The organism is Candidatus Dactylopiibacterium carminicum (assembly GCF_014736495.1).
Classification (GTDB): Bacteria; Pseudomonadota; Gammaproteobacteria; order Burkholderiales; family Rhodocyclaceae; genus Uliginosibacterium; species Uliginosibacterium carminicum.
Map to the genome: position 1 here is coordinate 33,142 of NZ_MDUX01000018.1, position 24,814 is coordinate 57,955.

At 65.5% G+C, this 24,814-nt stretch carries 23 protein-coding genes and 1 pseudogene; 14 read left to right on the forward strand and 10 right to left on the reverse strand.

Features of this window, described 5'->3' with window-relative positions; all coding sequences use genetic code 11:
• Window positions 1–2 precede the first annotated feature (2 nt).
• The 3 genes from BGI27_RS07335 to BGI27_RS07345 are packed head-to-tail and all read right to left on the reverse strand — an operon-like array spanning window position 3 to window position 5,487.
• On the reverse strand, window positions 3–1,598 hold the full coding sequence (locus tag BGI27_RS07335; RefSeq protein WP_095524238.1) for a PAS domain-containing sensor histidine kinase: 1,596 nt from the start codon (window positions 1,596–1,598) through the stop codon (window positions 3–5).
• An 18-nt stretch (window positions 1,599–1,616) separates the two neighbouring features.
• Window positions 1,617–3,254 carry a PAS domain S-box protein gene (locus BGI27_RS07340; RefSeq protein WP_095524239.1) on the reverse strand — a complete coding sequence of 546 codons (1,638 nt, stop codon included), beginning with the start codon at window positions 3,252–3,254 and terminating at the stop codon, window positions 1,617–1,619.
• On the reverse strand, window positions 3,238–5,487 hold the full coding sequence (locus tag BGI27_RS07345) for an EAL domain-containing response regulator (RefSeq protein ID WP_223871659.1): 2,250 nt from the start codon (window positions 5,485–5,487) through the stop codon (window positions 3,238–3,240). The genes BGI27_RS07340 and BGI27_RS07345 overlap by 17 nt, the downstream gene beginning before the upstream one ends.
• A 486-nt stretch (window positions 5,488–5,973) precedes the next feature.
• On the opposite strand from BGI27_RS07345, the gene BGI27_RS07350 reads away from it, so the two are divergent.
• The 14 genes and pseudogenes from BGI27_RS07350 to uxuA all read left to right on the forward strand — a co-directional run bounded on the left by BGI27_RS07350 (window position 5,974) and on the right by uxuA (window position 18,367).
• Window positions 5,974–6,726, forward strand: coding sequence for an aldose 1-epimerase (locus BGI27_RS07350; protein WP_223871660.1), 753 nt, complete (start codon window positions 5,974–5,976; stop codon window positions 6,724–6,726).
• Window positions 6,723–6,935, forward strand: a complete 213-nt coding sequence (locus tag BGI27_RS07355; protein ID WP_095524241.1) for an RNA-binding S4 domain-containing protein — start codon at window positions 6,723–6,725, stop codon at window positions 6,933–6,935. Before BGI27_RS07350 ends, BGI27_RS07355 begins: the two co-directional genes overlap by 4 nt.
• A gap of 329 nt (window positions 6,936–7,264) precedes the next feature.
• Window positions 7,265–8,149, forward strand: coding sequence for a LysR substrate-binding domain-containing protein (locus BGI27_RS07360; protein WP_095524242.1), 885 nt, complete (start codon window positions 7,265–7,267; stop codon window positions 8,147–8,149).
• A 159-nt stretch (window positions 8,150–8,308) separates the two neighbouring features.
• Complete coding sequence (locus BGI27_RS07365; RefSeq protein ID WP_095524243.1) at window positions 8,309–9,250, forward strand: S1C family serine protease; 942 nt, start codon at window positions 8,309–8,311, stop codon at window positions 9,248–9,250.
• 255 nt (window positions 9,251–9,505) lie between these two features.
• Entirely contained in the window at window positions 9,506–10,516 is a 1,011-nt protein-coding gene (locus BGI27_RS07370; RefSeq protein WP_095524244.1) for an AAA family ATPase, read from the forward strand.
• A complete protein-coding gene (locus BGI27_RS07375) occupies window positions 10,500–11,447 on the forward strand; it encodes a DUF58 domain-containing protein (RefSeq protein WP_095524245.1) in 948 nt (315 codons plus the stop codon). The genes BGI27_RS07370 and BGI27_RS07375 overlap by 17 nt, the downstream gene beginning before the upstream one ends.
• The gene (locus BGI27_RS07380; RefSeq protein WP_095524246.1) at window positions 11,444–12,487 is read left to right on the forward strand and encodes a VWA domain-containing protein; all 1,044 of its coding nucleotides are present in this window, start codon (window positions 11,444–11,446) and stop codon (window positions 12,485–12,487) included. The genes BGI27_RS07375 and BGI27_RS07380 overlap by 4 nt, the downstream gene beginning before the upstream one ends.
• 201 nt (window positions 12,488–12,688) lie before the next feature.
• A complete protein-coding gene (locus tag BGI27_RS07385; protein WP_170942923.1) occupies window positions 12,689–13,204 on the forward strand; it encodes a GNAT family N-acetyltransferase in 516 nt (171 codons plus the stop codon).
• A 169-nt stretch (window positions 13,205–13,373) separates the two neighbouring features.
• Window positions 13,374–13,967: pseudogene (locus tag BGI27_RS18855) on the forward strand (amino acid permease); the annotation flags it as partial.
• A 70-nt stretch (window positions 13,968–14,037) separates the two neighbouring features.
• Window positions 14,038–14,739: an amino acid permease gene (locus BGI27_RS18660; protein WP_317984283.1), complete on the forward strand. Its 702-nt coding sequence runs from the start codon at window positions 14,038–14,040 to the stop codon at window positions 14,737–14,739.
• A gap of 82 nt (window positions 14,740–14,821) precedes the next feature.
• Window positions 14,822–16,054 carry a radical SAM protein gene (locus BGI27_RS07395; protein ID WP_141239704.1) on the forward strand — a complete coding sequence of 411 codons (1,233 nt, stop codon included), beginning with the start codon at window positions 14,822–14,824 and terminating at the stop codon, window positions 16,052–16,054.
• Between the two features lie 170 nt (window positions 16,055–16,224).
• A complete protein-coding gene (locus BGI27_RS07400; protein WP_095524249.1) occupies window positions 16,225–17,082 on the forward strand; it encodes an SDR family oxidoreductase in 858 nt (285 codons plus the stop codon).
• A 9-nt stretch (window positions 17,083–17,091) separates the two neighbouring features.
• Entirely contained in the window at window positions 17,092–17,295 is a 204-nt protein-coding gene (locus BGI27_RS07405; RefSeq protein ID WP_095524250.1) for a hypothetical protein, read from the forward strand.
• A gap of 22 nt (window positions 17,296–17,317) precedes the next feature.
• Window positions 17,318–18,367 (forward strand): mannonate dehydratase, encoded by a 1,050-nt coding sequence (gene uxuA, locus BGI27_RS07410; protein ID WP_095524251.1) that lies wholly within the window; start codon window positions 17,318–17,320, stop codon window positions 18,365–18,367.
• A gap of 76 nt (window positions 18,368–18,443) precedes the next feature.
• On the opposite strand, the gene BGI27_RS07415 is transcribed toward uxuA, so the two are convergent.
• The 7 genes from BGI27_RS07415 to BGI27_RS07445 all read right to left on the reverse strand — a co-directional run bounded on the left by BGI27_RS07415 (window position 18,444) and on the right by BGI27_RS07445 (window position 24,542).
• The gene (locus BGI27_RS07415) at window positions 18,444–19,589 is read right to left on the reverse strand and encodes an ABC transporter permease (RefSeq protein ID WP_095524252.1); all 1,146 of its coding nucleotides are present in this window, start codon (window positions 19,587–19,589) and stop codon (window positions 18,444–18,446) included.
• Window positions 19,586–20,530, reverse strand: coding sequence for an ABC transporter ATP-binding protein (locus BGI27_RS07420; protein ID WP_095524253.1), 945 nt, complete (start codon window positions 20,528–20,530; stop codon window positions 19,586–19,588). Before BGI27_RS07420 ends, BGI27_RS07415 begins: the two co-directional genes overlap by 4 nt.
• Window positions 20,527–20,892: an HlyD family secretion protein gene (locus BGI27_RS07425; protein ID WP_170942924.1), complete on the reverse strand. Its 366-nt coding sequence runs from the start codon at window positions 20,890–20,892 to the stop codon at window positions 20,527–20,529. The genes BGI27_RS07420 and BGI27_RS07425 overlap by 4 nt, the downstream gene beginning before the upstream one ends.
• Complete coding sequence (locus BGI27_RS07430; RefSeq protein ID WP_170942925.1) at window positions 20,861–21,481, reverse strand: HlyD family secretion protein; 621 nt, start codon at window positions 21,479–21,481, stop codon at window positions 20,861–20,863. Before BGI27_RS07430 ends, BGI27_RS07425 begins: the two co-directional genes overlap by 32 nt.
• The gene (locus tag BGI27_RS07435) at window positions 21,468–22,142 is read right to left on the reverse strand and encodes a TetR/AcrR family transcriptional regulator (protein WP_095524255.1); all 675 of its coding nucleotides are present in this window, start codon (window positions 22,140–22,142) and stop codon (window positions 21,468–21,470) included. Before BGI27_RS07435 ends, BGI27_RS07430 begins: the two co-directional genes overlap by 14 nt.
• An 82-nt stretch (window positions 22,143–22,224) precedes the next feature.
• Window positions 22,225–23,670: an MATE family efflux transporter gene (locus BGI27_RS07440; protein ID WP_095524256.1), complete on the reverse strand. Its 1,446-nt coding sequence runs from the start codon at window positions 23,668–23,670 to the stop codon at window positions 22,225–22,227.
• Window positions 23,671–23,753: 83 nt separating this feature from the next.
• Window positions 23,754–24,542: a helix-turn-helix transcriptional regulator gene (locus BGI27_RS07445; protein ID WP_095524257.1), complete on the reverse strand. Its 789-nt coding sequence runs from the start codon at window positions 24,540–24,542 to the stop codon at window positions 23,754–23,756.
• Between the last annotated feature and the right edge of the window lie 272 nt (window positions 24,543–24,814).

A 24,814-nucleotide genomic window follows, 5' to 3' on the forward strand; every position in this document is an offset into this window, starting at 1 on the left:
CCCTAGGCCAGCAGCGAGGGGGGAAGGGGAAGGTCCGGCACCAGTTCCGGGTTCAGCGGCGCCTGCACGGGCAGACGCAGGATGAAGCAGCTGCCCCGGCCTTCCTCGCTTTCCACCGTGATCTCGCCGCCGAGCACGCTGCTGACGATGTTGTGCACGATGTTCAGCCCCAGCCCGGTGCCTTCACGCCCCAGCCGCGTGGTGAAGAAGGGGTCGAAGATGCGGCGCAGGTTGGCGGGGGAGATACCCACGCCATCGTCGCGGCAACTGAAACGGATCCAACCGTCTTCCGGGTCGTGGCAGGCCTGCAGGCTGACCAGCCCGTGATTCCTGCCTTCGAAGGCGTGCAGGATGGTGTTGTTGAGCAGGTTGGTCACCACCTGGCCGAAGGGGCCGGGGTAGCTGTCCAGCAGCAGCCCGCGCGGGATGTCGGCGCTCACCTGGAAGGGCGTCTTGCGGAACACCGGCTGCAGCGTGACGACGATCTCGCCCACCACCTCGGCGAGATCGAAACGGCGGCGCTGCGAACTGGTCTGGTCTACTGCCACCTGTTTGAAACTGCTGATCAGTTCGGCGGCGCGTTGCAGGTTGCGCAGCAGGCTGTCGGCCGCCGAAGCGGATTCCCCGACGTAGGCATCCAGCGTGGAGCGCTTGAGGCCGGCTTCGATCTGGTCCTGGAAGGTGACGTTGAGGTCGTGCAGGGTGCTGGCCACCATCAGTGCGTTGCCGATCGGCGTGTTCAGCTCGTGTGCCACACCGGCCACCAGCGAACCCAGCGCGGCGAGCTTCTCGGCGCGCACGAGTTCATCCAGTGTGCGCTTGAGCCGCACCAGCGCGGTTTCCAGCTCGGCATTGCTCTGTGCAAGATCGTGGGTACGCGCCTCGACGCGCTTCTCCAGTGACTGATTGAGCTCCTCCACCTGGCGCTGGGCGGCGCGCAGTTGCGTCACGTCGGTGATCGCCACCAGATGGCATTCCTCGTCGTTCATCGGAATCGGGCGGATGTAGACGTGGCAGTCGAGCAACGCCCCCAGACGTGTGCGCAATTGCAGGTCCACGCCCGAGACTTCCCTCTGCTGCTGCATCAGTTCGCGCACCCAGTGGCGCTGCGCATCGCCCTGGGCGTGGATGGGAACCTCGTCGCTGGTGCGACCGACGATGTCCTCGCGGCGATAGCCGAAGGTCTTGAGGAAGCTGGGGTTCGCATCCAGGCAGCGGCCATCGGTGCTGCGCAGTACCGCCACGGGGATCGGCGAATACACGAACAGGGAAAAGAATTTCTGTTCGCTCTGGCGCAGTGCCTCAAGTGCACGCTGGCGCAGGAATTCGGCGTTGGCGCGGGCTGCGCCGAGCGCGACGAGGGACTGCACACTGGGAGCGGCATCCAGCATGTGGTCGAAGACCAGGGCGAGGTGGCCGATCACGTGATCGTTGCCTTCCACGATCGGCTCTATCACCAGCGCCTCGGCCAGATCACAGCGCGCGAACACCGCATCCTCGGCCACGACCTTGGCCGCATTGCGCTCCATCAGCAGCGCACCCAGCAGGCCGGCGTGGCGGGCGAGTTCGTTGTGTGCCCGGGCTGGATGAGGCTCCACCGTCCAGCCAGGCGCGGCCTAGCTGGCCTCGACATGGATCCCCTGCTCGTGATGCGAGGCGAGGTAGGCGGCGCTGGCGCCGGTGGCGCTGGCCAGTGCGGACAGCAGGTGGTTGAAGAAGCGGCCAGGCACGTTTTCGCTGCCGATGCGGGCGATGCTGCGCAGGCCTTCCACCATGTGGCGGCGTTCACTGATGTCGGTCAGCAGCGCCAGCCATTGCAGGATGCGGCCCTGTTCGTCGCGGATCGGCTGCAGTTCCATGGTGACCCAGAAATCCGTGCCGTCCTGCGTCCGGCAGGCCAGCTCGGACAGGGTCAGCATGCGTCCAGCCTGCAGGGCATGACTGACTGCAGTGATGCTGTCTTCCCCGTCGGGCTGGATGATCAGCTGGGTCAGCGGCTGGCCGAGCATGGCCGAGGCGCCCGGGCCGAGGCGGTTCCCGAAAGCCGGGTTGAGCCATTCCACGCGACCCTGGCGGTCGGTCAGGGCGACCAGATTGGTGGTCAGCCGTACGACGGCGGCCAGACGGCGGATTTCCTCGTCATTGCGCTGACGCTCGGTGATGTCTTCGACCAGCGCGACGATGCGCTGCGCATTGCCGCTGGCATCGCGGATGAGGTTGTTGTACCACTGGCAGACGATGTGTTCGTGCGCACCGGCGCGCAGGCAGTGGAAGCGCACGCGGCCGCGCGCGATGCTGGCCTCGAGGTGCGCGGAAAGCGTGTCTTCGCCTTCGGCTTCGACGAGGCGCGAGGCGTGCTGGCCGATGATCTCCTCGCGCCGCCAGCCGAAGATGCGCTCGGCGGCCTCGTTCCAGTCCAGCACGTGCCAGCTCAGGTCGAACTCGATCACCGCCAGCGGGCTTTGTGCCACCAGGGCGCGCAGGCGCTGTTCGCGGTCGCGCAGGGCGGCCTCCACGCGGCGGCGTTCGGCCAGGTCGGATTCCAGCGCCTCGTTCTGTTGTGCCAGCGAACCGATCAGTTCCTTGAGTGCGTGACGGGTGATTTCCAGCCGCTTTTCCACGTCGCCGATCTCGTCGTCATGCTTCGGCACGATGGGGCGCTCCAGCTCGCCGCGCGATAGTCGTTCCGCTTCCAGGCCCAGCCGCAGCAATGGATCACCCACGCGCCGCTGCAGCACGAAGAGGATCAGCAGCACGCTGCCCGCCATCTGCAGGCTGAGCATGCTCGCCAGCGTCAGCGTCTGCTGGCCCAGTGCCTCGCGCAGTGGCGCATCGGTCAGCTCGATATGCACGCTGCCGATTTCCTCGCCACGTCGCGACACCTTCTGCTCGGTCTGGAAGCTCTGCCCCACGCGACGCTCCGGGCGCTCGCGGGCTACCAGACGGCCCAGCTTGGGGTCGCGCACTTCCACGCGGACCAGCGAGGGATCCTTCATCGCCGCCTCGACCATCGCGCCCACCGACTCGTAGTCCAGCGACCACAGGCTTTCGCTGACCCCCACGGAGAGCAGTTCGGCGTTGTTGGCGAGCGTGTTGCGCACCTCGCTCTCGAGCTTGTCGCTGTAGAACACCCGGGCCAGATAGGCCCCCACCAGCAGCGCCGGCAGCAATACGCCCAACAGCACTGCGAGCATCACCGCGCGCCGCACGGTCAGGCGGATGCGGCGGCGCGGCGGCCTAGCGCCTTTCGCCATGTCGGTTCCCTTGTTGATGCTGATGCAGCCAGTTGACCAGCAGATGGGATTCCATCGGCCGTGCGTAGAGATAGCCCTGGGCTTCGTCGCAGGCCAGATCGGTAAGCAGGCGTGCCTGCTCCGGAGTCTCGACGCCTTCGGCCAGCACGTGCAGGCCCAGGCGGTGCGCCAGCTGGATCACGAGCTCCGGGATGCGCTGCGCGCGCTCGTCATGCTCGAGATCGGCGATGAAGCTGCGATCGATCTTCAGGCGGTCGACCTGCAGGCGCTGCAGGTAGGAGAGGGAAGAGAAGCCGGTGCCGAAGTCATCCACGGCGACCTTGACGCCCAGAGCCCTGACTGCTTCGAGTGGCCGGGCGAGGAAATCGGCTTCGCCCATGGCGATGGATTCCGTGACCTCCAGCTCGATCAGCGTGGGATCGACGCCGCTGTCGTGCAGCGCCGATTGCAGCGAGGCCAGGAAATGCGGGTGGCGCAGCTGGCCGACCGAGATGTTGATCGCCATCGACAGCCCCGTGAATCCCTGGCGGGCGAGCTCGGCCTGCTGGAAGCAGGCGGTGCGCATCACCCATTCGCCGATGCCGACGATCATGCCGGAGTGTTCGGCGATGGGAATGAAGCGGGCAGGCTCGATCAGGCGGCCATCCTCGGCGCGCCAGCGCAGCAGGGCCTCGATGCCGATGACCTTGCCGTTCTGCAGGTTGATCTGCGGCTGGTAGCAGAGGAACAGGCGCTGGCGTTCGGTGGCCAGGCGCAGAGCCTGCAGCAGGCGCGAGCGCTCACGGGTTTCGGCCCCCATGTCGCGCGTGAAGAACATATATTCGCCGCGGGCGTGGAGCTTGGCGCGGCGCAACGCCAGGTAGGCATCCTTGAGTGCTTCGGCGCCGTTGCCTTCCACATCGATGAGATGTGCGATTCCCATGCTGGCACCGACCATCAGCTCCTGGCCGTCGATCACGAAGGCATCGCGGAATGCCGCCTGCAGGCTGGCCGGCAGCAGCAGTTCGATGTAGCCCAGTACGGCGAAGGTGTCGGCCGAGAGGTGGGCGATGGTGCAGTGATTGCCGAAAAGGTTGCGCAGGCGCTGCGCCACGGCGCGGAGCAGGGCATCGCCGAACTTGTGGCCGATGGCATCGTTGGTTTCGGCGAAGCCATCCAGATCCATCAGTACCAGCGTGTAGCGGCCGCGCTCGCTGCCCAGCAGGATATCGTCGAGGCTGTTGATCAGGCTGCGGCGGTTGGGCAGGCCGGTCAGCGTGTCGAGATAGGCGAAGTCCTGCAGCCGGGAGAACAGCAGGGTGTTCTCCAGCCCGATGGCGATGTTGGCGCAGAACACTTCGAGCAGTTGCTGCCAGTCCGCGTCCAGCTGCAGCGGCGCGTCCAGGTAGGCGGCCATGTTGCGCTGGCTGCGGCTGCCGAAGAACAGTACCGAATGGTCGGGTGTGAAGATGTGGCGGCCTTCGTCGAGGCAGCGCTCGATGCTGGCGCGCACCCCGGTATCACCGATCTCGCCCAGCGACTGGTTGATCAGCGGGGTGTAACGCCCGGCAGCGGCAATGACCAGAGCATCCTCTCCTCTGCTGCCCTCCTGCGGGCGCTGCACGCAGATCAGGCCTTCGGGGGCGACGCCCAGCAGAGATGACATCTGCGTTATCACGCCGGCAGCGAAGCTGCGGATGCCGGAGAGCGCCAGCAATTCGCCGCTGGCGCGCACGATCAGGTCCAGGCCGCGCCGGCTCTGGTTGATGGTGCGGATCTGGTGATAGGAACGGACGGCGGCGGTCAGCGCGGTGTAGAGCCGGTTGCGCGTGAGTTCGGACTTGGTCTTGTAATCGTTGATGTCATAGTCGCGGATGGCATCCATCTCGGGCGCATAGCCGGGCTGGCCGGTGCGCAGGATGATGCGTGTCTCGCTCATGCCCAGTTCGTCGCGGATGAAGCGCACCAGTTGCAGGCCGGAATCTTCCTGCTCCATGACCACGTCAAGCAGGATCACCGCGATTTCCTGGTCACGCTTGAGCAGCTCGCGCGCCTGGCTGGCGGAATCGGCATGCAGGAAAGCCAGGGGGCAACCGAGGATCTCTGCGTTGCGCAGGGCGAAGGTGGTGGTGGTATGCACATCGGGATCGTCATCCACGATCAATATGCGCCATGGACGACGGTTGCCGCGTCTGTCTTCCTCGACCGCATCGCCAGCGAACTCCAGTTCGTCCTGATCTTGCGTCTGCGCCACGATGGCCTCCTCGCTTCTCTGCGTTCAATCGGTACACGCCAGTCGGGTTTTATCGGCCGCAGTCGCGTACTCCTGAATCCCGGGGCAGTGGTTTTATCATCCAGACTGCTGCCGGCAGTGTTTTGTGGCCGGGTCATCCCAGGGCAACGGGATACCCGTCTGAGTCGCGTGCCCGTGCAACGGAAGCGTGCGGGCCTCTTGTGTCATCAGCGATATGGATTGTCAGCCCGCGTGGACTAACGGCGGGGATGCCACTTGCAACAAAGTGTGGCGCGGCGGACAGGCGTCTACCGGCGCGTAGAATGATGTCTGACAAAAAGCAGGTTGTCCGACATGAATTCCCCGATCATCCTTCAAATCGAAAATGCACACCAGCGTCTCGGCGTGATTCCCGCACTGGGCGGCAGCGCCGCCGGCTGGGAATTCCGCCATTAGGACGCCTGGGTACCGCTCTGGCGTCCCTATGCGCCCAATCCGGAGCGCCGCGTGGTGGCCAATTTTCCGCTGCTGCCCTGGTCCAACCGCCTCACCGGCGGCGGCTTCCATCTGGACGGCCGTTTTCATGCTGTTCCCTCCAATCGCGACGATTCGCCCTATCCCATGCACGGCACGGGCTGGATGCACGAGTGGGAAGTACTGAGCCACGAAGCCACGGAAATCGTGCTCGGCGTGGAGGCCGAACATCCGCTTGGCTACCCCTGGCATTACCGTGCCCGCCAGACTTACCGGCTAGAAGACGACGGGATGTGCATGCGCCTGGAGATCACCCATCTCGGCGAGGATCGCCTGCCCTATGGCCTGGGGTTTCACCCGTACATCATGCGTCCGGCGCGCGAAGAGGATCTGCGCGTGCGCTATGGCGCCAGCGGCTACTGGGAGTGCATCGAGCGTGGCATACCCAGCACGCATCACGCCGAGCTGCCGGCGGACTGGGATTTCCGCCAGCTGCGCACGCTCGGTCAGGGATTGATCGATCATCAGTTCACCGGCTGCGATGCGCCCATGCGCATGGAAAGGCGCGATCTTGGCATCGCCATCGACTGGCTCACCGCCGAGCCCGAAGGGCTGGATCTGGTCATCGTCTATCGGCCCGAACATGGCGACTGGTGGTGCTACGAACCCGTCACCCACCTGACCGACGCGTTCAATCGTGAGGGCATGCCGGGCTTGCGCCTGCTGGAAAAAGGTCAGAGCATGGCGCTCGAAGTCCAGCAGACGATCTCTTCCTTGATGCCATGACCGAATTCACCCTGACCCGCGATCACATCGCCCTCGACGCCCTGCTCAAGTTGCTGGCCATCGCCTCCTCGGGCGGTGTCGCCAAGATGATGGTGCAGGAGGGGCTGGTGTGCGTGAATGGCGAGCCCGAGTTGCGGCGTGGCCGCAAGCTGCGCGCGGGTGACCTCGTCAGCGTCCAGGGCGAGGAGATCCGCATTCTCGGCGCCTGAGCGTTCCACACCCATCCGCTCCGAATTCCGGCCTGAGGCTAGCATCCGGGCGACGCGCCAGGGTCGATCGGCGTCCGTTCATGCTTTGATACCTCGGCACGAACGGAGTTGCGGCAGCGCTCGCACCCGAACCGAAATCCGTTCGCACTGAGGTATCGAAGTGCGGGCGGATTTCGCTGCCGACCCTGGTCATTGGCTTGTCGGGCTACGCGCCGCGTCGGGGTACGACGCCCGATTCTCCACGCCCAATATCCAGGCAGGTAAGCTACGCCGCTGCAAGTCATCCGTCCGCCGGGCTGTCCGGTCGGGCCAGAACGGGAGCCAGCCGCATGGACGTGCGACAACTCAAGTACTTCGTGGCGGTGGCCGAGGAGCGCAACATCAGCCGTGCGGCCGAGCGGCTGCACATCTCGCAGCCGCCGCTCACGCGGCAGATCCAGCAACTGGAGGAATACACCGGCGCGCAGTTGTTCCGCCGTACGCACTGGGGCGTGGAGCTGACCGATGCCGGCGAGCTTTTGCTCACCCATGCGCGCCAGATACTGGCTCAGGTGGCGCTGGCCGACGAGCTCACCCGGCGTGCCGGGCGGGGCGAGGCCGGCCGGCTGGATGTCGGTGTGTATGGCTCGGCCATGCTGGGTATCGTGCCGCAGATCCTCAACGGTTTTTCCGCCAGTCGGCCCGAGGTCGAGCTGGTGCTGCACAACGCGCCCAAGGGCGCGCAGATCGAAGCCTTGCACCGGGGGCGCATCCTCGTTGCCTTCGACCGCTACCTGCCCGAGTCGCCCGGGCTGCGCATCGAGCCCGTGTGTGCCGAGCCGGTGCTGGTGGCGCTGAACGCCCGCCATCCGCTGGCCGCGCAGTCCGAGATCGCCATTGCCTCGCTGCGCCATGAGGCCTTCATCGGCGAGCAGGACAATGCGGTATTCACCGCCACGCGCGACCTCTTCCGCCAGGCCGGATTCGAGCCGCGCGTGCGCCAGCGCGCCACCGACATGATTTCCGCCACGGTGATGGTCGCCGGAGGCTTCGGCACGGCGCTGGTGCCTGCCTCGGTGCGTGCCCTGCAACTGCCCAACGTCGTCTACCGGCCGCTGGCGGGCGAGGTGCGTGTGCTGCTGCATTGCGCCTGGCGCGGCGACGAGCAGAGCCCGCTGCTGCTGGCGTTGCTGCATGCGGTGCGTGCCTTTCAGGCCACGCAGCATGCGGGTTGAGCCGGGATGGGGTGCCGGCCGGTGCCTCATCCGCAATATCCGGGCTTGAAGAAGCGCATTCCGCGTACCAGCATGAAGTCTGGCCGGGCTCTGCCGGCAGCTTGCTGATAGCGGAACGAGCGGTGTCGCCTGCGTTCCATGTTGAGCGCGAGGTGGCCCATGAAACGAACCGTCTTGTACAGCACGGCGCGCGCGGAACCTGTCCGGCCCATCGCGGAAGAAACGCAGGTGAGGCCACCGCCCTGGCGCAGGCGTTGGCCGTTGCCAGCAGTCCGGCGCAGCCTTGCAGGCATCGCGTTGCTGGCGCTGGCAGTGCTGGCCGGTGGAGCGATCCAGCGCCATCTGTCTTCCGCATCGCCTTTGCCGACGCAAGCGGACATCGACCGCGCCGTACTGCGTACGCTTGAAAAGGAATCCCTCCCGTCCCAGGTGGCAAAAGCCTCTGCGCTGATTGGGCCCTCCATCGTGCGTGTCGTCGGGCTGGGTCATCCGGAGCCCACCATGACGCCGGCCACGCCGGGGCGTGCGGGGAAGGCCAAACCCGAAAGCGAAGCCGGGGCGGCCGACCTTGCCATCGGCACGGGTGTGGTGATCACCGAAACGGGCGCGATCCTGACCAACCTGCATGTCGTCAGCGGCGCCCGGCAGCTCAGGGTGAGCTTCGCCGATGGTTCGGAGTCGCCCGCATTTCTCGCCGGTGTCGATCCAGCGAACGATCTGGCCGTATTGCGGGCGGCCAGGGTGCCGGACGACCTGCAGCCGGCCACCCTGGTTTCCACAGCCGGCCTGCGCCCGGGTGACATGGTGGCAGCCGTCGGCTTTCCCTTCGGATTTGGCCCTTCGGTGTCTTCCGGCGTGGTCTCCGGCCTGAAGCGGGAGTTCCGTTCGGCAGACGGCGAACGGATGCTGAGCAACCTGATCCAGTTCGATGCGGCTGCCAACCCCGGGAACTCCGGCGGGCCGCTGGTGAACATGAAAGGCGAGGTGGTGGGCATCGTCACTGCGCTGCTCAACCCGGTGCAGCAGCGTTTCTTCGTCGGGCTCGGCTTTGCCGTGCCGATCGAGAATGCGGCGGCGGCGGTCGGCATGTCGCCTTTCTGAGAACCTGTTCAAAGTCTGTAGCGAGAGGGCGTCAGCGGGGGCGTAGGCAGCAAACAGCCGAGCGTAGCTCTGCGCTGCCGCAGCCGGTTTGCTATGCAAAGCAAACCGTGGAAAAGAGCAGCGCAGGAACCGGAGTGTATGTGGATACATGAGGATTCCGAGCAGCACATGAGCCCCGATCACGGCCTCGCAGTAAGACTATGAACAGGTTCTGAGCCGTTTCCGCGTGTTTTCCACCACAACCAGGATCCGACCATGAGCACATCACAAGCCAGACATGCCGAAGTGGCCGCCCTGATGGAGCGCATCCTCTACGAGGTGAAGAAGCTGATCGTGGGGCAGGATCAGTTTCTCGAACGGGTGATGGTGGCCATTCTGGCGCAGGGGCACCTGCTCGTCGAAGGCGTGCCGGGGCTGGCCAAGACGCTGACCGTGAAGACGCTGGCGGCCACGCTCAGTGGCGGCTTCCGGCGCATCCAGTTCACGCCCGATCTGGTGCCGGCCGATCTCATCGGCAATCGCATCTACAACCAGAAGACCGGCGAATTCTCGACCACGCTGGGGCCGGTATTCACCCATCTGCTGCTGGCCGATGAAATCAACCGCGCGCCTGCCAAGGTGCAGAGCGCGCTGCTCGAAGTGATGCAGGAGCGGCAGGTGACGATTGCCGGCGAAACGCACCGCCTGCCGGCGCCCTTCCTGGTGATGGCCACACAGAACCCGATCGAGACCGAAGGCACCTATCCGCTGCCGGAGGCGCAGGTGGACCGTTTCATGATGAAGGTGCTGGTCGACTACCCCACGCCCGAGGAAGAGCTGGTGATCGTCCAGCGCGTGACGACCGAGCCTCCCGTCATCAGCGCCATCGCCACCACCGATCAGCTTGCCGCGTTGCAGGCGGAATGCCGCAAGGGTTTCGTCGAGCCCGCGCTGATGCAGTATGCGGTGCGTCTGGTGTGCGCCACGCGCGAGCCGGGGCGTTACGGCTTGCCGGATTTCGCGCCCTTGCTCACCTTCGGTGCCAGCCCGCGGGCAAGCATCAGCCTGGTCGAAGGGGCGCGGGCGCTGGCCTTCCTGCGCGGGCGCGATTACGTGCTGCCGGAAGACATGACCGAACTGGTGCCCGATGTGCTGCGCCATCGCCTGGTGCTGAGTTATCAGGCGCTGGCCGAAGGTCTCGATGCGGATGCGCTGATCGTCAGGTTGATGCAGCACATTCCTGCGCCGCAGAAAGCCCTGGAGCCCGGCCATGTCGCCCCTGCCTGACGCCGAAGCGCTGCTGCTGCGCCTCGAATGGACCGTGATCCGCCGTCTGGACGGATTGCTGCATGGCGACTACCGCAGTTTCTTCCGTGGCCCCGGGCTGGATCTTGCAGATCTGCGTGAATACCAGCATCACGACGATGTGCGCCATATCGACTGGAACGTCACCGCGCGCATGCAGACGCCCCATGTGCGCGAGTACAACGAGGATCGCGACCTCACCGCCTGGTTCCTGCTGGATCTCTCTGCCTCGCTGGACTTCGGCACCCGTATCAAGAAGCAGGCCGTATCGGCCGAATTCGTCGGCGTGCTGGCGCGTCTGCTGACCCGCCACGGCAACCGCATCGGGGCGCTGTGCTACGGCAGCCAGGTGGATACGGTGATCCCCGCGCGCAGCGGCCGTCTGCAGGTGCTCCACCTGCTGCGCGTGTTGCTGGCCCGGCCGGTGACCCGGCCCGCGCCGACCCAGCTTGCCGCGCTGCTGGCGCATGCCGCGCGGATCCTGCCGCGCCGGGCGCTGGTCTTCGTGGTTTCGGATTTCATCAGCACGCCGGGCTGGGAGCGCGTACTGGGGCGGCTGGCCATGCGCCACGAGGTGATCGCCGTGCGCCTTTCGGATCCACTGGAGCACGAATTGCCCGATATCGGCATGCTGTTGCTCGAAGATCCGGAAAGCGGCGAACAGCTCTTCGTCGACACCCATGACAAAAGCTTCCGCCACCGTTTCGCCGGGCTGGCCGCCGAGCGTGAAGCTGCCTTGCGCACTGCTTTTGCCGAGGCAGGCGTCGACGCGCTGGAACTCTCCACCGAAGGGGATCTGATGGATGCCCTGCTGCGCTTTGCCGATCTGCGTGCCCTGCGCAGCCGCATGAGCGGTAGCGGCGTGCCGTCCCATCTTGTTTCGGCCGCTGGCGCGAAGGAGGGCAGACGATGACATTCCAGTGGCCTCTGGCCTTGTGGGCCTTGCTGCTCGTTCCGGCCTTCATCGGGTTGTATGTGCTGATCCTGCGGCGGCGCAAGCGCGTTGCCGTGCGCTACGCGAATCTGGCGCTGGTGCGCGAGGCCCTGGGCCCGGGCAATGCGCTGCGTCGCCATGTGCCGCCATTGTTGATGCTGCTGGCGTTGGCCCTGATGCTCCTTGCCGCCTCGCGGCCGGTCATGACTCTCACGCTGCCCATACAGCAGCAGACCGTGATTCTGGCCATGGATGTGTCCGGCAGCATGCGCGCCACCGATGTGCAGCCGAACCGTATCGAGGCCTCGCAGGCGGCCGCCAAGGCCTTCATCAAGGCGCAGCCGGCAAGTACCAAGGTCGGCATCATCGCCTTTGCCGGCACCGCGTCGGTCGTGCAGCCGCCCACGCGCAACCATGAAGATCTGATTGCTGCCATCGACCGCTTTCAGCTCCAGCGCGGTACTGCCATCGGCAGCGGTCTGCTGCTGTCGCTCGCCACCCTGTTGCCGGACAGCGGCATCGACATCGCGCAGATGCTCTATGGTGACGACGCGCGGCGTGGCGACAATCAACCGATCGGTCAGGATAAGGTTCGCGAGCCGTTCGAGCCGGTGCCGCCGGGCTCCAATACCTCCAGCGCGATCATCCTGCTCACCGATGGCCAGCGCACCACCGGGCCTGATTCGCTCGATGCGGCGAAGATGGCTGCCGAGCGCGGCGTTCGCGTCTATACCGTCGGCATCGGAACCCGCGAAGGCGAAACCATCGGTTTCGAGGGCTGGTCGATGCGTGTCCAGCTCGATGAAAACACTCTGCGCAAGATGGCAGAGATGACGCTGGGAGAATACTTCCATGCCAGCACGGCGCCGGACCTCACCAAGGTCTACGAAGCCCTGAACTCGCGCATTGCCTTCGAGAAGAAGCAGACCGAGATCAGCGGCCTGATTGCCGCCCTTGCCGCCGCGCTGATCTCCATTGCGGCAGCACTTTCGCTATGGTGGCATGGGCGGGCGATCTGAGCGCCTGTTGATGGTCTGCTGCAAGGCTGTGAGCGGGGCGCATGCGCTGCTTTTCATCCCGCCGACGGCCTCTCGCGACAGTCTTTGAACCGGCGCTGAGCATCCTCTGCAGCCGTCCTGCTGCCGGTTGTGCGATGCTTGCAAAGCTGATCCTTCCTGCGTAAAGGGCAACTTTCAGGCACGGACCCGATGAAGCCGACGATGATCCTCGAAACCCCCCGTCTGATCCTGCGGCGCCACGGCGTGCAGGATCATCCCTGGCTGCAGCACCTGTTCGCCGATCCGGCGGTGATGCGGCATGCCTTTGCCGGACACCCTTTCACGGAGGCCGAGACGCGGGCCTTTCTCGACGCGTACGGCGCCAGGCCTGACGAAGCGCATGGCATCGGCGTGATCGTGGCACGCGACACCGGGAGCCTGCTCGGCGTGGCCGGTCTGCTGCCCTGCGATGCGCTCGGTGAAGACGATGTCGAACTCGGCTTCGTGCTCGCCACCGCCGCACAAGGCCGGGGCTATGCGCAGGAGATCGGCCGAGCCCAGATCGACCACGCTTTCTCGGCGTTCGGAAAATCCCGCGTGCTGGCGCTCGCCTCGCCGCACAACCAGGCCTCGCTCAAAGCGCTGGAGCGCCTCGGCATGCAGCCTTTCGGCGAGGTGGAATCCCCGCAACGCGGGCCGCGCCTGGTGCGTGTGGCATTCCGCCCGCAAGCCGCCTGAGCTCGGCCCGACCGCGTCCTTTCACCCGCTCGCCGGAGCCCTTCGCCACCGCCTTACCGCCAGTGCCGAACTGACGGATAATGCGCCCCTTTTTGCATACAAACCGCCATCGGCGGACATAACGAGGGGACTGGAGATGAGCCTGTTTCGCACCAAGGATATTGACGCAATGATCGCTGGCCAGACCAGCGGAGAAGGCCTGAAGAAAGTGCTCGGGCCGCTGGATCTGGTCTTGCTGGGCATCGGCGCCATCATCGGCACCGGCATCTTCGTCCTGACCGGCACCGGCGCCCTGACCGCCGGCCCCGCGCTGACGCTGTCCTTCGTCCTGGCCGGCCTGGCCTGCGGTTTCGCTGCCCTGTGCTATGCCGAATTCGCGTCTACCGTGCCGGTCTCCGGCTCGATCTATACCTATGCCTACAGCACGCTGGGCGAGCTGGTGGCCTGGATCATCGGCTGGGATCTGATCCTCGAATACGGCCTGGCGACTTCGGCCGTTTCGGTGGGCTGGTCAGGCTATTGTCAGTCGCTGCTGGCCGGTTTCGGCATCAAGCTGCCGGTGGCGCTGAGCGCGGCACCCGGCTCCATCCCCGGCGTGAGCACGGTGATCAACCTGCCGGCCGCCCTGATCATGCTGGCCGTCACCTTCGTGCTGTCGCGCGGGGTGCGTGAATCGGCAAGGCTCAACAACGTGATGGTGGCCGTGAAGCTCGCCGTGATCTGCCTGTTCATCGCCGTGGGCGTCTGGCATGTGAAGCCGGAAAACTGGCAGCCCTTCATGCCTTTCGGCTTCTCCGGCGTGTTCAATGCCGCCGCCGTGATGTTCTGCCTACATCGGTTTCGACGCCGTCACCTCCGCCGCCGAAGAAGTGCGCAACCCGCGCCGCGATCTGCCCGTCGGCATCATCGGCTCGCTGCTGGTGTGCACCCTGCTCTACGTGCTGGTGGCCGGGATCATGACCGGCATCGTGCCTTTCGCCAATTTCGCCGGTGTCGATCATCCGGTCTCGCTGGCTCTGCAATACGCGGGCCAGAACTGGGTGGCCGGTTTCATCGACATGGGCGCGATCATCGGCATGACCACCGTGATTCTGGTCATGGCCTACGGTCAGACGCGCATCCTGTTCGCCATGTCGCGCGACGGTCTGCTGCCCGCTCGGCTGGCGAAGATCCACCCGCGCTTCTCCACGCCCTTCAACACCACCTGGCTGGTCGGCATCGTGTTCTCCGCCATCGCCGCGCTGGTGCCGTTGAACGTGCTCGCCGAGCTGATCAACATCGGCACGCTGGCCGCCTTTTCGCTGATTTCGATCGCCGTGCTGGTGCTGCGCAAGACCCGGCCGGACCTGCCGCGTGCTTTCCGTTGCCCTGGCGCACCGGTGGTGCCGATGCTTTCCGTGGCGTTCTGCCTGTTCCTGATGGCCTTCCTGCAGAAGGTGACCTGGATCGCCTTCGGTGCCTGGACGCTGATCGGTCTGGCGATCTATTTCGGCTACGCGCGCAAGCGCTCGCTGCTGCATCCCGGCAGGCCGTAAGCGGGCGCGGTCAGGCGCGGCATGATGCGCCGCGCTTCCCCGGTGCCGCTGGGGAAGCGCGTGCGCCGGGCGTTGCGATGACGTGGCTATACTCGGTGCCATGGTCATTCCCATCGTCAACCGCATCGAGGCGAAGACCGGCGTTTCCCGTGCGGCACTCGCCGATTCCTTTCTCATCGCGTTGCGCCGCGCGCTGGCGCCGTACCGGGGCTGTGGGCACGGTTGCCGCTATTGCGATGGCAGGGCGGAGAAGTACTTCGTGGCGGGCGATTTCGAGCGGGACATCGCTGTCCGCATGAATCTGCCCGGACTGGTGGCCCGCGATGTGGCCGCCGGCGCCCTCTCGGCCGAATTCGGCGCGATCGGCCTGGGATCGGGCGTCACCGACGTCTATCAGCCGCTGGAGCAGACGCTGGGCCTGACCCGGCAGACGCTCGAAGCCCTGCTGCCGGCAGGCAATCCCATCAGCGTGCTGACCAAGGGCACGCTGGTGCTGCGGGATTTCGACCTGCTGGCGCGTTTTCCCAAGGTGCTGGTGATGGTTACGCTCACCACGCTGGATCCGGCTGTCGCGGCAGTCATCGAGCCGGGCGCTCCGGCGCCGGCCGAGCGGCTGGAGGTGGTCCGCCGTGCCCGCGCGGCGGGCTTTCGCGCCGGCATCATGGCGATGCCCTTGTGCCCGGGCATCAGCGATGGCGAGGCTGACTTCGATGCCCTGCTCGATGCAGCAGAGCGGGCGGGGGCGGAATTCGTCTGGCCGGGCGGGCTGACCCTGCGGCCCGGACGGCAGAAGGCGTTGTTCCGTCATCTGGTGGGCGAGCACTGGCCCGCGCTCGGTGGGCGCTACGACCATGTCTTCGGAGAAAACCGCGCATCCGGCATGCCGCGCGCAGCCTGGTCCGGCGCGCTGGCGCTGCGGGCCGCACGTCAGGCGGAGGCGCGGGGCATGCCCGCCATGCCGCCCTTCGACATCCATCGCGAGCTGCTCAGCCGTGCAGACAGCCTTTTCGTGCTGTTCTGCCACATGCAGGAGCTTTACCCGCTGCGCGGGGTGGATACCCGGCCGCTCAGGGCCGCCACGGCAGCCTATGGCGACTGGCTGCGGCGCGAGCGTGGCGCATTGCGCCGCAAGCGCATCGCGGTGCTGCCGGGTGACCCTTTTCCGCTCAGCCGGCTTCTCGATGAACGACTCGCCGCGCTTTGCGCTGGCGGCGGCTTCGCGGAGATCGTCGGCAATGAAAAACTGGCCCGGCTTGCCCGCCAGCTCGTCCTCGAGGGCAGGCGCTTCGATTACCCGACGCTGAAGGTGGTCTGAACGGCCCGGATCTGAGGTAGTGCTTCATGGTCATGTCCATACCCATCAGGTATGCAGCAAGACAAATTTGGCATTGGACGGTATGGCCGTCCTGGCCGATGCTGACTTCCATACCGCATCCCGGTGATTGTCGGCAGGTGCGAAGCGGATTCATAACCGAGGAGACAGTCATGTTGCAGACTTACAAGGTCGATCTGGGCGGCAAGGTCGCCGTCGTCACGGGCGGCGGCGGTGTGCTCTGTGCCGAGATAGCACGGGCGCTGGCGCATTGCGGTGCGCGCGTCGCCATTCTCGATCTGAAGCAGGAGGCCGCCGAGGCGGTGGCCGCGCAGATCCGTACGGCAGGCTTCGAGGCCATCGGGCTGGCCGCCAACGTGCTCGACCGCGCTTCGCTGGAGGGGGCTGCTGCTGAAGTCGAGAAGCAGCTTGGCCCCTGCGATCTGCTGATCAATGGCGCCGGCGGCAATCATCCGAAAGGCACCACCAGCCGCGAGACTTTCTCGCCCGCCGATCTGCAGGAAACCGATCCGGATGTGACCACCTTCTTTACGCTGGACCCGGAAGGCATGCGTTTCGTCTTCGACCTCAACTTCCTTGGCACCCTGCTGCCCTCGCAGGTATTCGCCAGGCAGATGGTGGGGCGCGAAGGCTGCGGCATCCTCAACATCTCGTCGATGAACGCCTTCCGCCCGCTTACCAAGATTCCCGCCTACAGCGCGGCCAAGGCCGCGGTGAGCAACTTCACGCAATGGCTGGCGGTGCATCTGGCGCCGGCCGGCATCCGCGTGAATGCCATCGCACCGGGCTTCTTCGTCACCCATCAGAACCATGCCCTGCTGTTTTCCCCGACTGGCGAACCCACCGCGCGTGCCGGCAAGATCTTGCGCAACACGCCGATGAACCGCTTCGGTGAGGCCAGCGAACTCACGGGTACCTTGCTGTGGCTGGCCAGCACCGAGGCTTCGGGCTTCGTCACCGGTGTCGTGGTGCCGGTCGATGGCGGTTTCTCCGCCTATTCTGGAGTCTAGGAGGCGGCCATGATGCTGGTGTGGATCGTCTGGAGCACGCAGCCGCTGGCGGTGTTTTCCTCCGAGCAGCGGGCACGGGCCTTCATCGCGCATCATGGCGCGGAACAGGTCTGGAGCTGCTGCGCGGCCCGTCTCAACCCCGAAGCGCTGACGGAAGCCATGGTTTCCGTGCCGCAGGAATCACAAACCGATTGCCTGGAAGCCAGGCACTGAATACACCGAGAGGAGCAATCCCATGAAAATGTCTTTCCGCTGGTATGGCGACAGCGACCCCGTCACCCTCGAATACATCCGCCAGATTCCCGGCCTGGAAGGCGGCATCGTTTCCGCCGTCTACGACGTGCCGGTGGGCGAGGTCTGGCCTGTGGAGAAGATCCAGGCGCTGAAGGCGAAGATCGAAGCCCACGGCCTGGCCTTCGACGTCATCGAATCCGTGCCCGTACATGAAGACATCAAGCTTGGCAAGCCGACGCGTGACCGCCTGATCGCCAACTATCAGCAGACCATCCGCAATCTCGCGGCCTGTGGCCTGAAGGTGATCTGCTACAACTTCATGCCGGTATTCGACTGGACCCGCACCACGCTGGCCAAGAAGCTGGCAGACGGCTCGACCACGTTGGCCTTCTCCGTCAAGGAAGTCGAAGAGATCGACATCTCCAAGGGCATCTCGCTGCCGGGCTGGGATTCGAGCTACAAGCCCGAGAAACTCAAGGCGCTGCTCGCGGAATACGCCAGCGTGGATGCCGAGAAACTGTGGAGCCACCTCGACTATTTCCTCAAGGCCATCATTCCGGTCGCCGAGGAAGTGGGCATCAAGATGGCGATCCACCCGGACGATCCGCCTCGCCCGATCTTCGGCCTGCCGCGCATCGTGAAGAATCGCGACGACCTCGCGCGCCTGCTGAAGATCGTCGACACGCCGGCCAACGGCCTCACGCTGTGCTCCGGCTCGCTGGGCGCCGGCCCCGAGAACAACGTCGAAGCGCTGGTGCGCGAATTCGGTGGTGAGGGCCGTATCCACTTCGCCCACCTGCGCAACGTGAAGATCACCCCGCAGGGCGACTTTGAGGAAACGGCCCACCGCTCCGACTGCGGCTCGCTGGACATGGCAGCCATCGTCAAGGCCTACCACGACGTCGGTTTCACCGGCTACGTGCGTCCGGACCACGGTCGCATGATCTGGGGCGAGACCGGCAAGCCCGGCTACGGCCTTTACGACCGCGCGCTCGGTGCCGTGTATCTCAACGGCCTGTGGGAAGCCGTCGACAAGTTCGGCGCACGCTGAATAATCCCGATCCGTCTCCTCCCCCAGCCTCCCCGGTCCATCGATGGGCCGCGGGAGGCTTTTTTTCATCCGGCCCTCAATCCAGCGTGCGCCGGAAGCGCCCCAGCCCCAGCGCCATCATTACCAGCATGAACAACAGCAGCGGCCACAGATCCGGCCAGATCTCGGCCAGCCCGTTGCCCTTGAGCATCACGCCGCGCGTGATGCGCATGAAATGCGTGAGCGGCAGCGCCTCGCCGATCCACTGTGCCCACACCGGCATGCCGCGGAAGGGAAACATGAAGCCCGAGAGCAGGATGGAGGGCAGGAAGAAGAAGAAGGTCATCTGCAGCGCCTGCATTTGGTTGCGTGCGAGGCTGGAAACGGTGATGCCGACGACCAGGTTCGCCGCGATGAAGAGCAGGATCACCGCGCACAGCAGCGGCAGGCTGCCGATGAAGGGCACATGGAACAGCCAGCGCGCGGCCGTCAGCACGAAGGCCATGGAAACCAGCCCGACGATGACGTAGGGCATGATCTTGCCGATCATCACCTCCAGCGGCCGTACCGGCGTGGCCAGCAGGTTCTCCATGGTGCCGCGCTCGACTTCGCGCGTGAGCCCCAGCGCGGTCGACATGATCATGGTCATGGTGAGGATCACGCCGACAAGGCCCGGAATCACGTTGTAGCTGGCAAGCGCATCGGGGTTGTAGCGGCGGTGGATCACCAGCTCGAACGGTGCCTCGGCGGTCTGCCGCGCCGCCAGCGGGCCGCGCAGGTCGTGCCGCAGCAGGCTGCCGCTGATCTGTTGCAGGGCAGCGATGGCGTTGCCGGTGGCGGAAGGGTCGGTGGCGTCGGCTTCCAGCAGCAGTTGCGCGCGTTCGCCACGGATCAGGCGGCGCGAGAAGTCCGGCGGAATGGTGAGCACGAACTGCACCTCGCCGCGCGCCAGCATCTCGCTGGCGTCGCGCTCGGAAACCGTGGCCGAACGGATGTCGAGGTAGTCGGTGTTGCGCAGCGCGGCGACGATGCTGCGGGTGAATTCGCTCTGTTCGTGCGCCACCACCACGGCAGGAAGGTGCTTGGGGTCGCTGTTGATGGCATAGCCAAAGAGCGTGAGCTGCAGCAGCGGGATGCCCACCATCATGGCGAAGGTGAGCTTGTCGCGCCGCATCTGGATGAATTCCTTGACGATGATCGCCAGCAGCCGATGCAGGCTGAAGTAGCGGTTGAGCGCGTTCATGAGGCGCGGTTGCCGGTGAAGTTGTCATGCGCCTGCCCCATCAGGTGGATGAACAGATCTTCCAGTGCCGGGCGGGTGAGCTGCCAGTGCTGACGTGGATCGGCGCGATGGGCCGCGGTGGCGGCTTCCAGCGCAGCCGCGTCGCTGCCGCTCACGTGCAGGCTGTTGCCAAAGTGCGTCACCATCTCCACGCCCGGTGCGCCCTGCAAGGCCTCTGCCAGTGCGGTGATGCCCTCGCCACCGACCTGCCAGGTGTGCAGCGCACTGCGTTCGACAAGCTCCTGCGGCGTACCGCAGGCCATCAGGCGGCCATAGGCGATGTAGCCGAGGCGGTGGCAGCGTTCGGCTTCGTCCATGTAATGGGTGGATACCAGCACCGTGATGCCCTGGGAGGCCAGCCTGTGGATCTCTTCCCAGAAATCGCGGCGTGCCTTGGGATCGACGCCGGCCGTGGGTTCGTCGAGCAGCAACAGCCGTGGTTCGTGCAGCATGCAGGCGGCCAGCGTGAGGCGCTGCTTCCAGCCGCCGGAAAGGCTGCCCGCAAGCTGGTGCTGGCGGCTTTGCAGCCCCAGCCGTTCGAGGGCGGTATCCACGCGCTGGCGTGTGCGGTCCATGCCGTAGATGCTGGCCACGAAGGCGAGGTTCTCGCGGATCGAGAGATCCTCGTAGAGGCCGAAACGCTGCGTCATGTAGCCGACCTCGCGCTTGATCTGCGCAGCTTCGCGGCGGATGTCCCAGCCCAGCGTGTGGCCCTCGCCGCCATCGGCGGTAAGCAGGCCGCACATCATGCGGATGCTGGTGGTCTTGCCGCTGCCGTTGGGGCCGAGGAAGCCGAACACTTCGCCGCGCCGCACCTGCATCGAGAGCGCGTCAACCACCGTCCTGGCGCCGAAGCGCTTGGTCAGCCCACGCAAGTCGATGGCGAGTGCGCCGTCGTTCATCGTGTGGTCTCCGGGCGGACATCCACCGGCTGGCCAGGGCGCAGGACCTGCGCTTGATCGGGGCGCGCCTCGACGAGGAAGACCAGACGGGCGCGGTTTTTCTGGCTGTAGATCACCGGCGGGGTGAATTCCGGGCTGTTGGCCACGAAATCCACCGTGGCCGCGAAGGGCTCGCCGCAGCCATCGCAGCCCACCCGCAGGCGTGTGCCGGGCGCATAGTGCGGCAGCGCCGCCTGCGCCACGAAGAAGCGCACCTTCAGCGCCTCCGGCGCCAGCAGGCTCACCACCGGGCTGCCCGCCGGCACCCATTCGCCGATGCGGTAGAGCGTGTCATCCACGCGTGCGGCCACTGGCGCGCGCACCGCCTTCTGATCGCGCAGCCATTGCGTCTGCGCGGAGTGCCGCGCGCGCTGCGGCGATGTCGGCCTGTGCGGCGTCCTGCGCATCACGGCGTGAAGCGAGACGCGCCACCTGCAGGCTGGCACGTACCTCCGCGAGCTTGCCGGAATCCGCCTGTACGCGGGTCTGCAGGCTATCCAGGCCGGCGCCGCTGATGAAGCCTTGCGCGGCCAGTTGCCGCTGCCGCCGCAGATCCGCTTCGCTCAGTGCGAGCTGGGCCGCAGCTTGGCGTTCCTGCGCCTGCAGCACCGCGATCTCCTCGCGCCGCTTGCCTTTGGCGAGATCCGCCGCGGTGGCATCTTGGCGCCGCAGGCGGGCGTCCGCCTCGGCCACGACAGCGTCTTCCTGCGCTTGGTCGAGCACGAAGAGTGGTGCATCCTGCGCGACTTCCTCGCCTTTGCGGACCTGCAGCGCCACCAGCCGGCCGGCCAGCGGCGCGGCGACGCGCGTGTAGTCCGCCTCGATGTAGCCGGGCAGGCCGGCGTCGTCGCGCGGTCCGCAGCCCGCCAGCAACAGGCAGGCCAGGACGGGAAGGATTTCAGGCCGGCGCATCGGTGCCCTCCCATTGCCGGCGTACGGCCTGCAGGCCGGCCCAACTGAATTCGGCGACATGCTGCGTGATGCGTGGCAGCACATCCTCAGCGGCCAGGACTTCCGGCGCCACGCGCGTGATCACCGGGCGCCCGGCCACGTAGACCATGCACTGGCCGAAGATCGAGATCAGGCAACGGGCCAACGCCTCGCGTGGCACTGCGGGGCCTGCCGCTTCGGTCAGCAACTGCAGGAAGGTCTGCGCCTGAGGCAGGCTGAAGTTTTCGACCAGCCGCGTCAGCGCCGGCGTGGGATTCACCAGTTCGCGCAGCAGCAACTGGCCGATGCGGGAATGGTTTCCCTCGTCCAGCATGCGGCTGACCAGCGCTGCAACCGCGAAATCGAAACGCGCACGCAGCGGCTGGTCATCGCCCGGCGGCAGCAATGGGGAGGCGGCCAGGGCCTTTTCGGCATGCTGCTGCAATACTGCGAGATAGAGACCTTCCTTGCTCTCGAAGTGGTAATTGATCGCCGATAGCCGCACGCCGGCACGTTGTGCGATCTTCTGCACGCGCGCGGCGTGGAAGCCCGCTTCGAGGAAGGCATCGGTGGCGGCGGCGATCAGGCGCAGGCGGGTTTCATCGCCGGAGGCCCGGCGTGCGCTGGCAGGGCTGGAAAACATGGGGCGGCATGTGGAAACAGGGTGCTTTCAAGATATGGAAAAATTTTTCCATTTTCAAGAAATAATTTTCCATTACGCGTCGTTACACGGTTTGGGCCGCTAAAGAAAAACGGTTCTGTATTTCGTCGCGCGCTAGGGCGTCTGCGCAAGCAGCTTCTGACGATGGCGTGCACGCCGGCGTGCTGCGCGCCGATGGTGCCCACAAGCGCCATTGCCAACGCAGCAGCGCCACCAGACCGCGCAGGCATTCGTCCGCCATGTAGCCTAGCCAGATGCCCGGCAGGCCGAAGCCGAAGTGAATACCCAGCAGCCAGGCCAGTACGGTGCCGGCCAGCACATTGATATAGATGCTTGTCTTGGCGATGAACATCACGTCGCCTGCGGCGCGCAATCCCCCTGTCACCAGTACATTGAGTGCCCGCCCCTGCCCGGCCAGCAGCTCTATCGCGAGAATGCTGGCAAGCAGCACCGGGACTGCGGGGTTGTCGGAAAACAGTGCAATGGCCTGGGGCATCAACAGCCAGGCCAGCAGGCTGCCCAATCCGCTTGCCACGAGGCTGATGCGCAACGTGCGCTGCATCAGCGCATTCGCGCTGCGTAGATCACCCGCGCCGACCTTGTGGCCGATGATGATCTCCACGCCGCTGGCTACTGCATTTACGACCATGTTGACGATGCCGTTGATCTGCATGGCGTAGGCGTGCACGGCCAGCGCCGCCGTGCCGAGGTTGCCGGCCATCGCCACGGTCGCCATGAAGCACACGCGGAAGCCGATCTTTTCGCCGGCGCTCGGCAGGCCGATGCGCAAGATGGCACGTAGCGGTTCGCGCGGCACGTGGACGGCATCACGCAGGCACAAACGGATCCCCAGATGACGGGCCCACACCCATACCAGCAACAGAAAGACCAGCGCACGCGAGGCCAGCTGACCCCAGGCCAGGCCCATCACGCCCAGTGCCGGCAGAGGGCCAATGCCGAAGACCAGCGGTGCGCTGACCAGCACATGTAGCAGGTTCATCGCCAGCACCAGGCGCATCGATACCTTGGTGAAAGTGAAGGCGCGCAGCACTGCGAACATGGTGATGTTGACCGCTTCGATACCCATCGCGAGTGCGATGATGCGCATGAAGGGCACCGCCATTTCCATCAACTCGGCGGGCAGCTGCAGTACGTGCAGCAGCCAGGCCGGCATGGCGCCTACCAGCAGGGCAGCGAGCAAACCAAGCCACAGTGCCGTCGAGAAGCCGGCACGGGCCAGCGCTTGCGCGCCAGGGACATCCTTCGCGCCTCGGCTCTGCGTGACCACCACGCTGCTGCCCATGCTCACCACGCGGAAGATCCGGTCAAACACGATGCGCAACTGGTTGGCCATGCCGAACACGGCCACGGCGGCGGCGGATATCTGCCCGGCCATCCACAGGCCAAGGGTGCCGATGGCCATAAACAAGGCCATTTCGACGAATATCGGCCAGGACAGGGAAAACAGTTCCAGTTCGGCCTGTGGCGTCCCGACGAACGACTTGCGCATGAATCTCTCTCCTCTCCGTGGCAGCACCAGATCGGTGGCTGCCTGCGCCCTGACTTTTGCGCATATGGAGGGCGAGGTTTTGATCAGGATTTGCGTTTTGCGCCAGCCTCTGCCCGCTGGCAGTGTTGCCGGCCGCGTGAATTGATCGGCTCCACCGGCAGATACATCACGACCCGGCGTTCCTGCGGCACTCGCCAGCAGCGTTCGTGAGGTTCGTGTTCAAGGCTTGGACGGTCAATGAGCCGGCAATCCAGTTCGTCGCGGATCCTGTCTGCCAGTGCCTCGACAAAGCCGACGCGCTCGTTGAAGACGGTCTCGGTCATCACATAGTGACCCGCTGGCAGCGTGAGCCGGTCAGCGTCCAGGGGCGTGGGGAGCGCGTTGGCCGGTACGAAGTGAGTGAGCTTCACGCGGTTGGCGCCGTGCTCGGAGAAGGGATGGTCGCGGTCGTTGATGCGGCAGGAGAACAGGTCATCCCGCCCTGCGAGCGTGCACTGCCAGACGAGATGGGCCTTGTGCCAACCGTTCTGGGCATAGGACCCTTCATAGTCGAATTTCCACACTGTGCGCTCGGGCAGATAGATCAGCCCTATCGGCTGCGGGGGAGAGGCGGGCCGGATGAGAGAAGGCACGTCGCTTGGCGCGATGCCGAATTGCTTGCGGAAGGCATGGGTAAAGGCTGCACTGGAGCCGTAGCCCGCGGCAAAACCAATGGCGGTGAAACGGCCGTAGGGGCCTTTGCCGATCAGATCGAAAGCGCGTTGCAGGCGTAGCCGGCGTAGTGTCTGCATTGGCGATTCGCCGCAGAGCCGGCTGTACTGGCGCACCATGTGGGCCGGTGAGAGATTTGTCGCCGCAGCCAGATCCTCCAGCGTGACGTCTTCGTCTCTTCGTCAAGACTCGCCGCGATCTTGTTCGTTACGCGGCGCATGTTGCCGTTCTGGCGGCGATAGGTAGAAAGGCTGAGTGGCATTCGTCATCCCGGATACATGGCGTCGGCATGCCATGTAACGGGTTCTTGCACCCGCATCTTCTACTCTTCACGGGTGAAGGGCGGATCCGGGATATCCACCCGTGCGCGCCTGCGGTGACGGCGCGCACGAGGGGAGGACTCAGAATCTGTTCATAGTCTTACTGCGAGTCC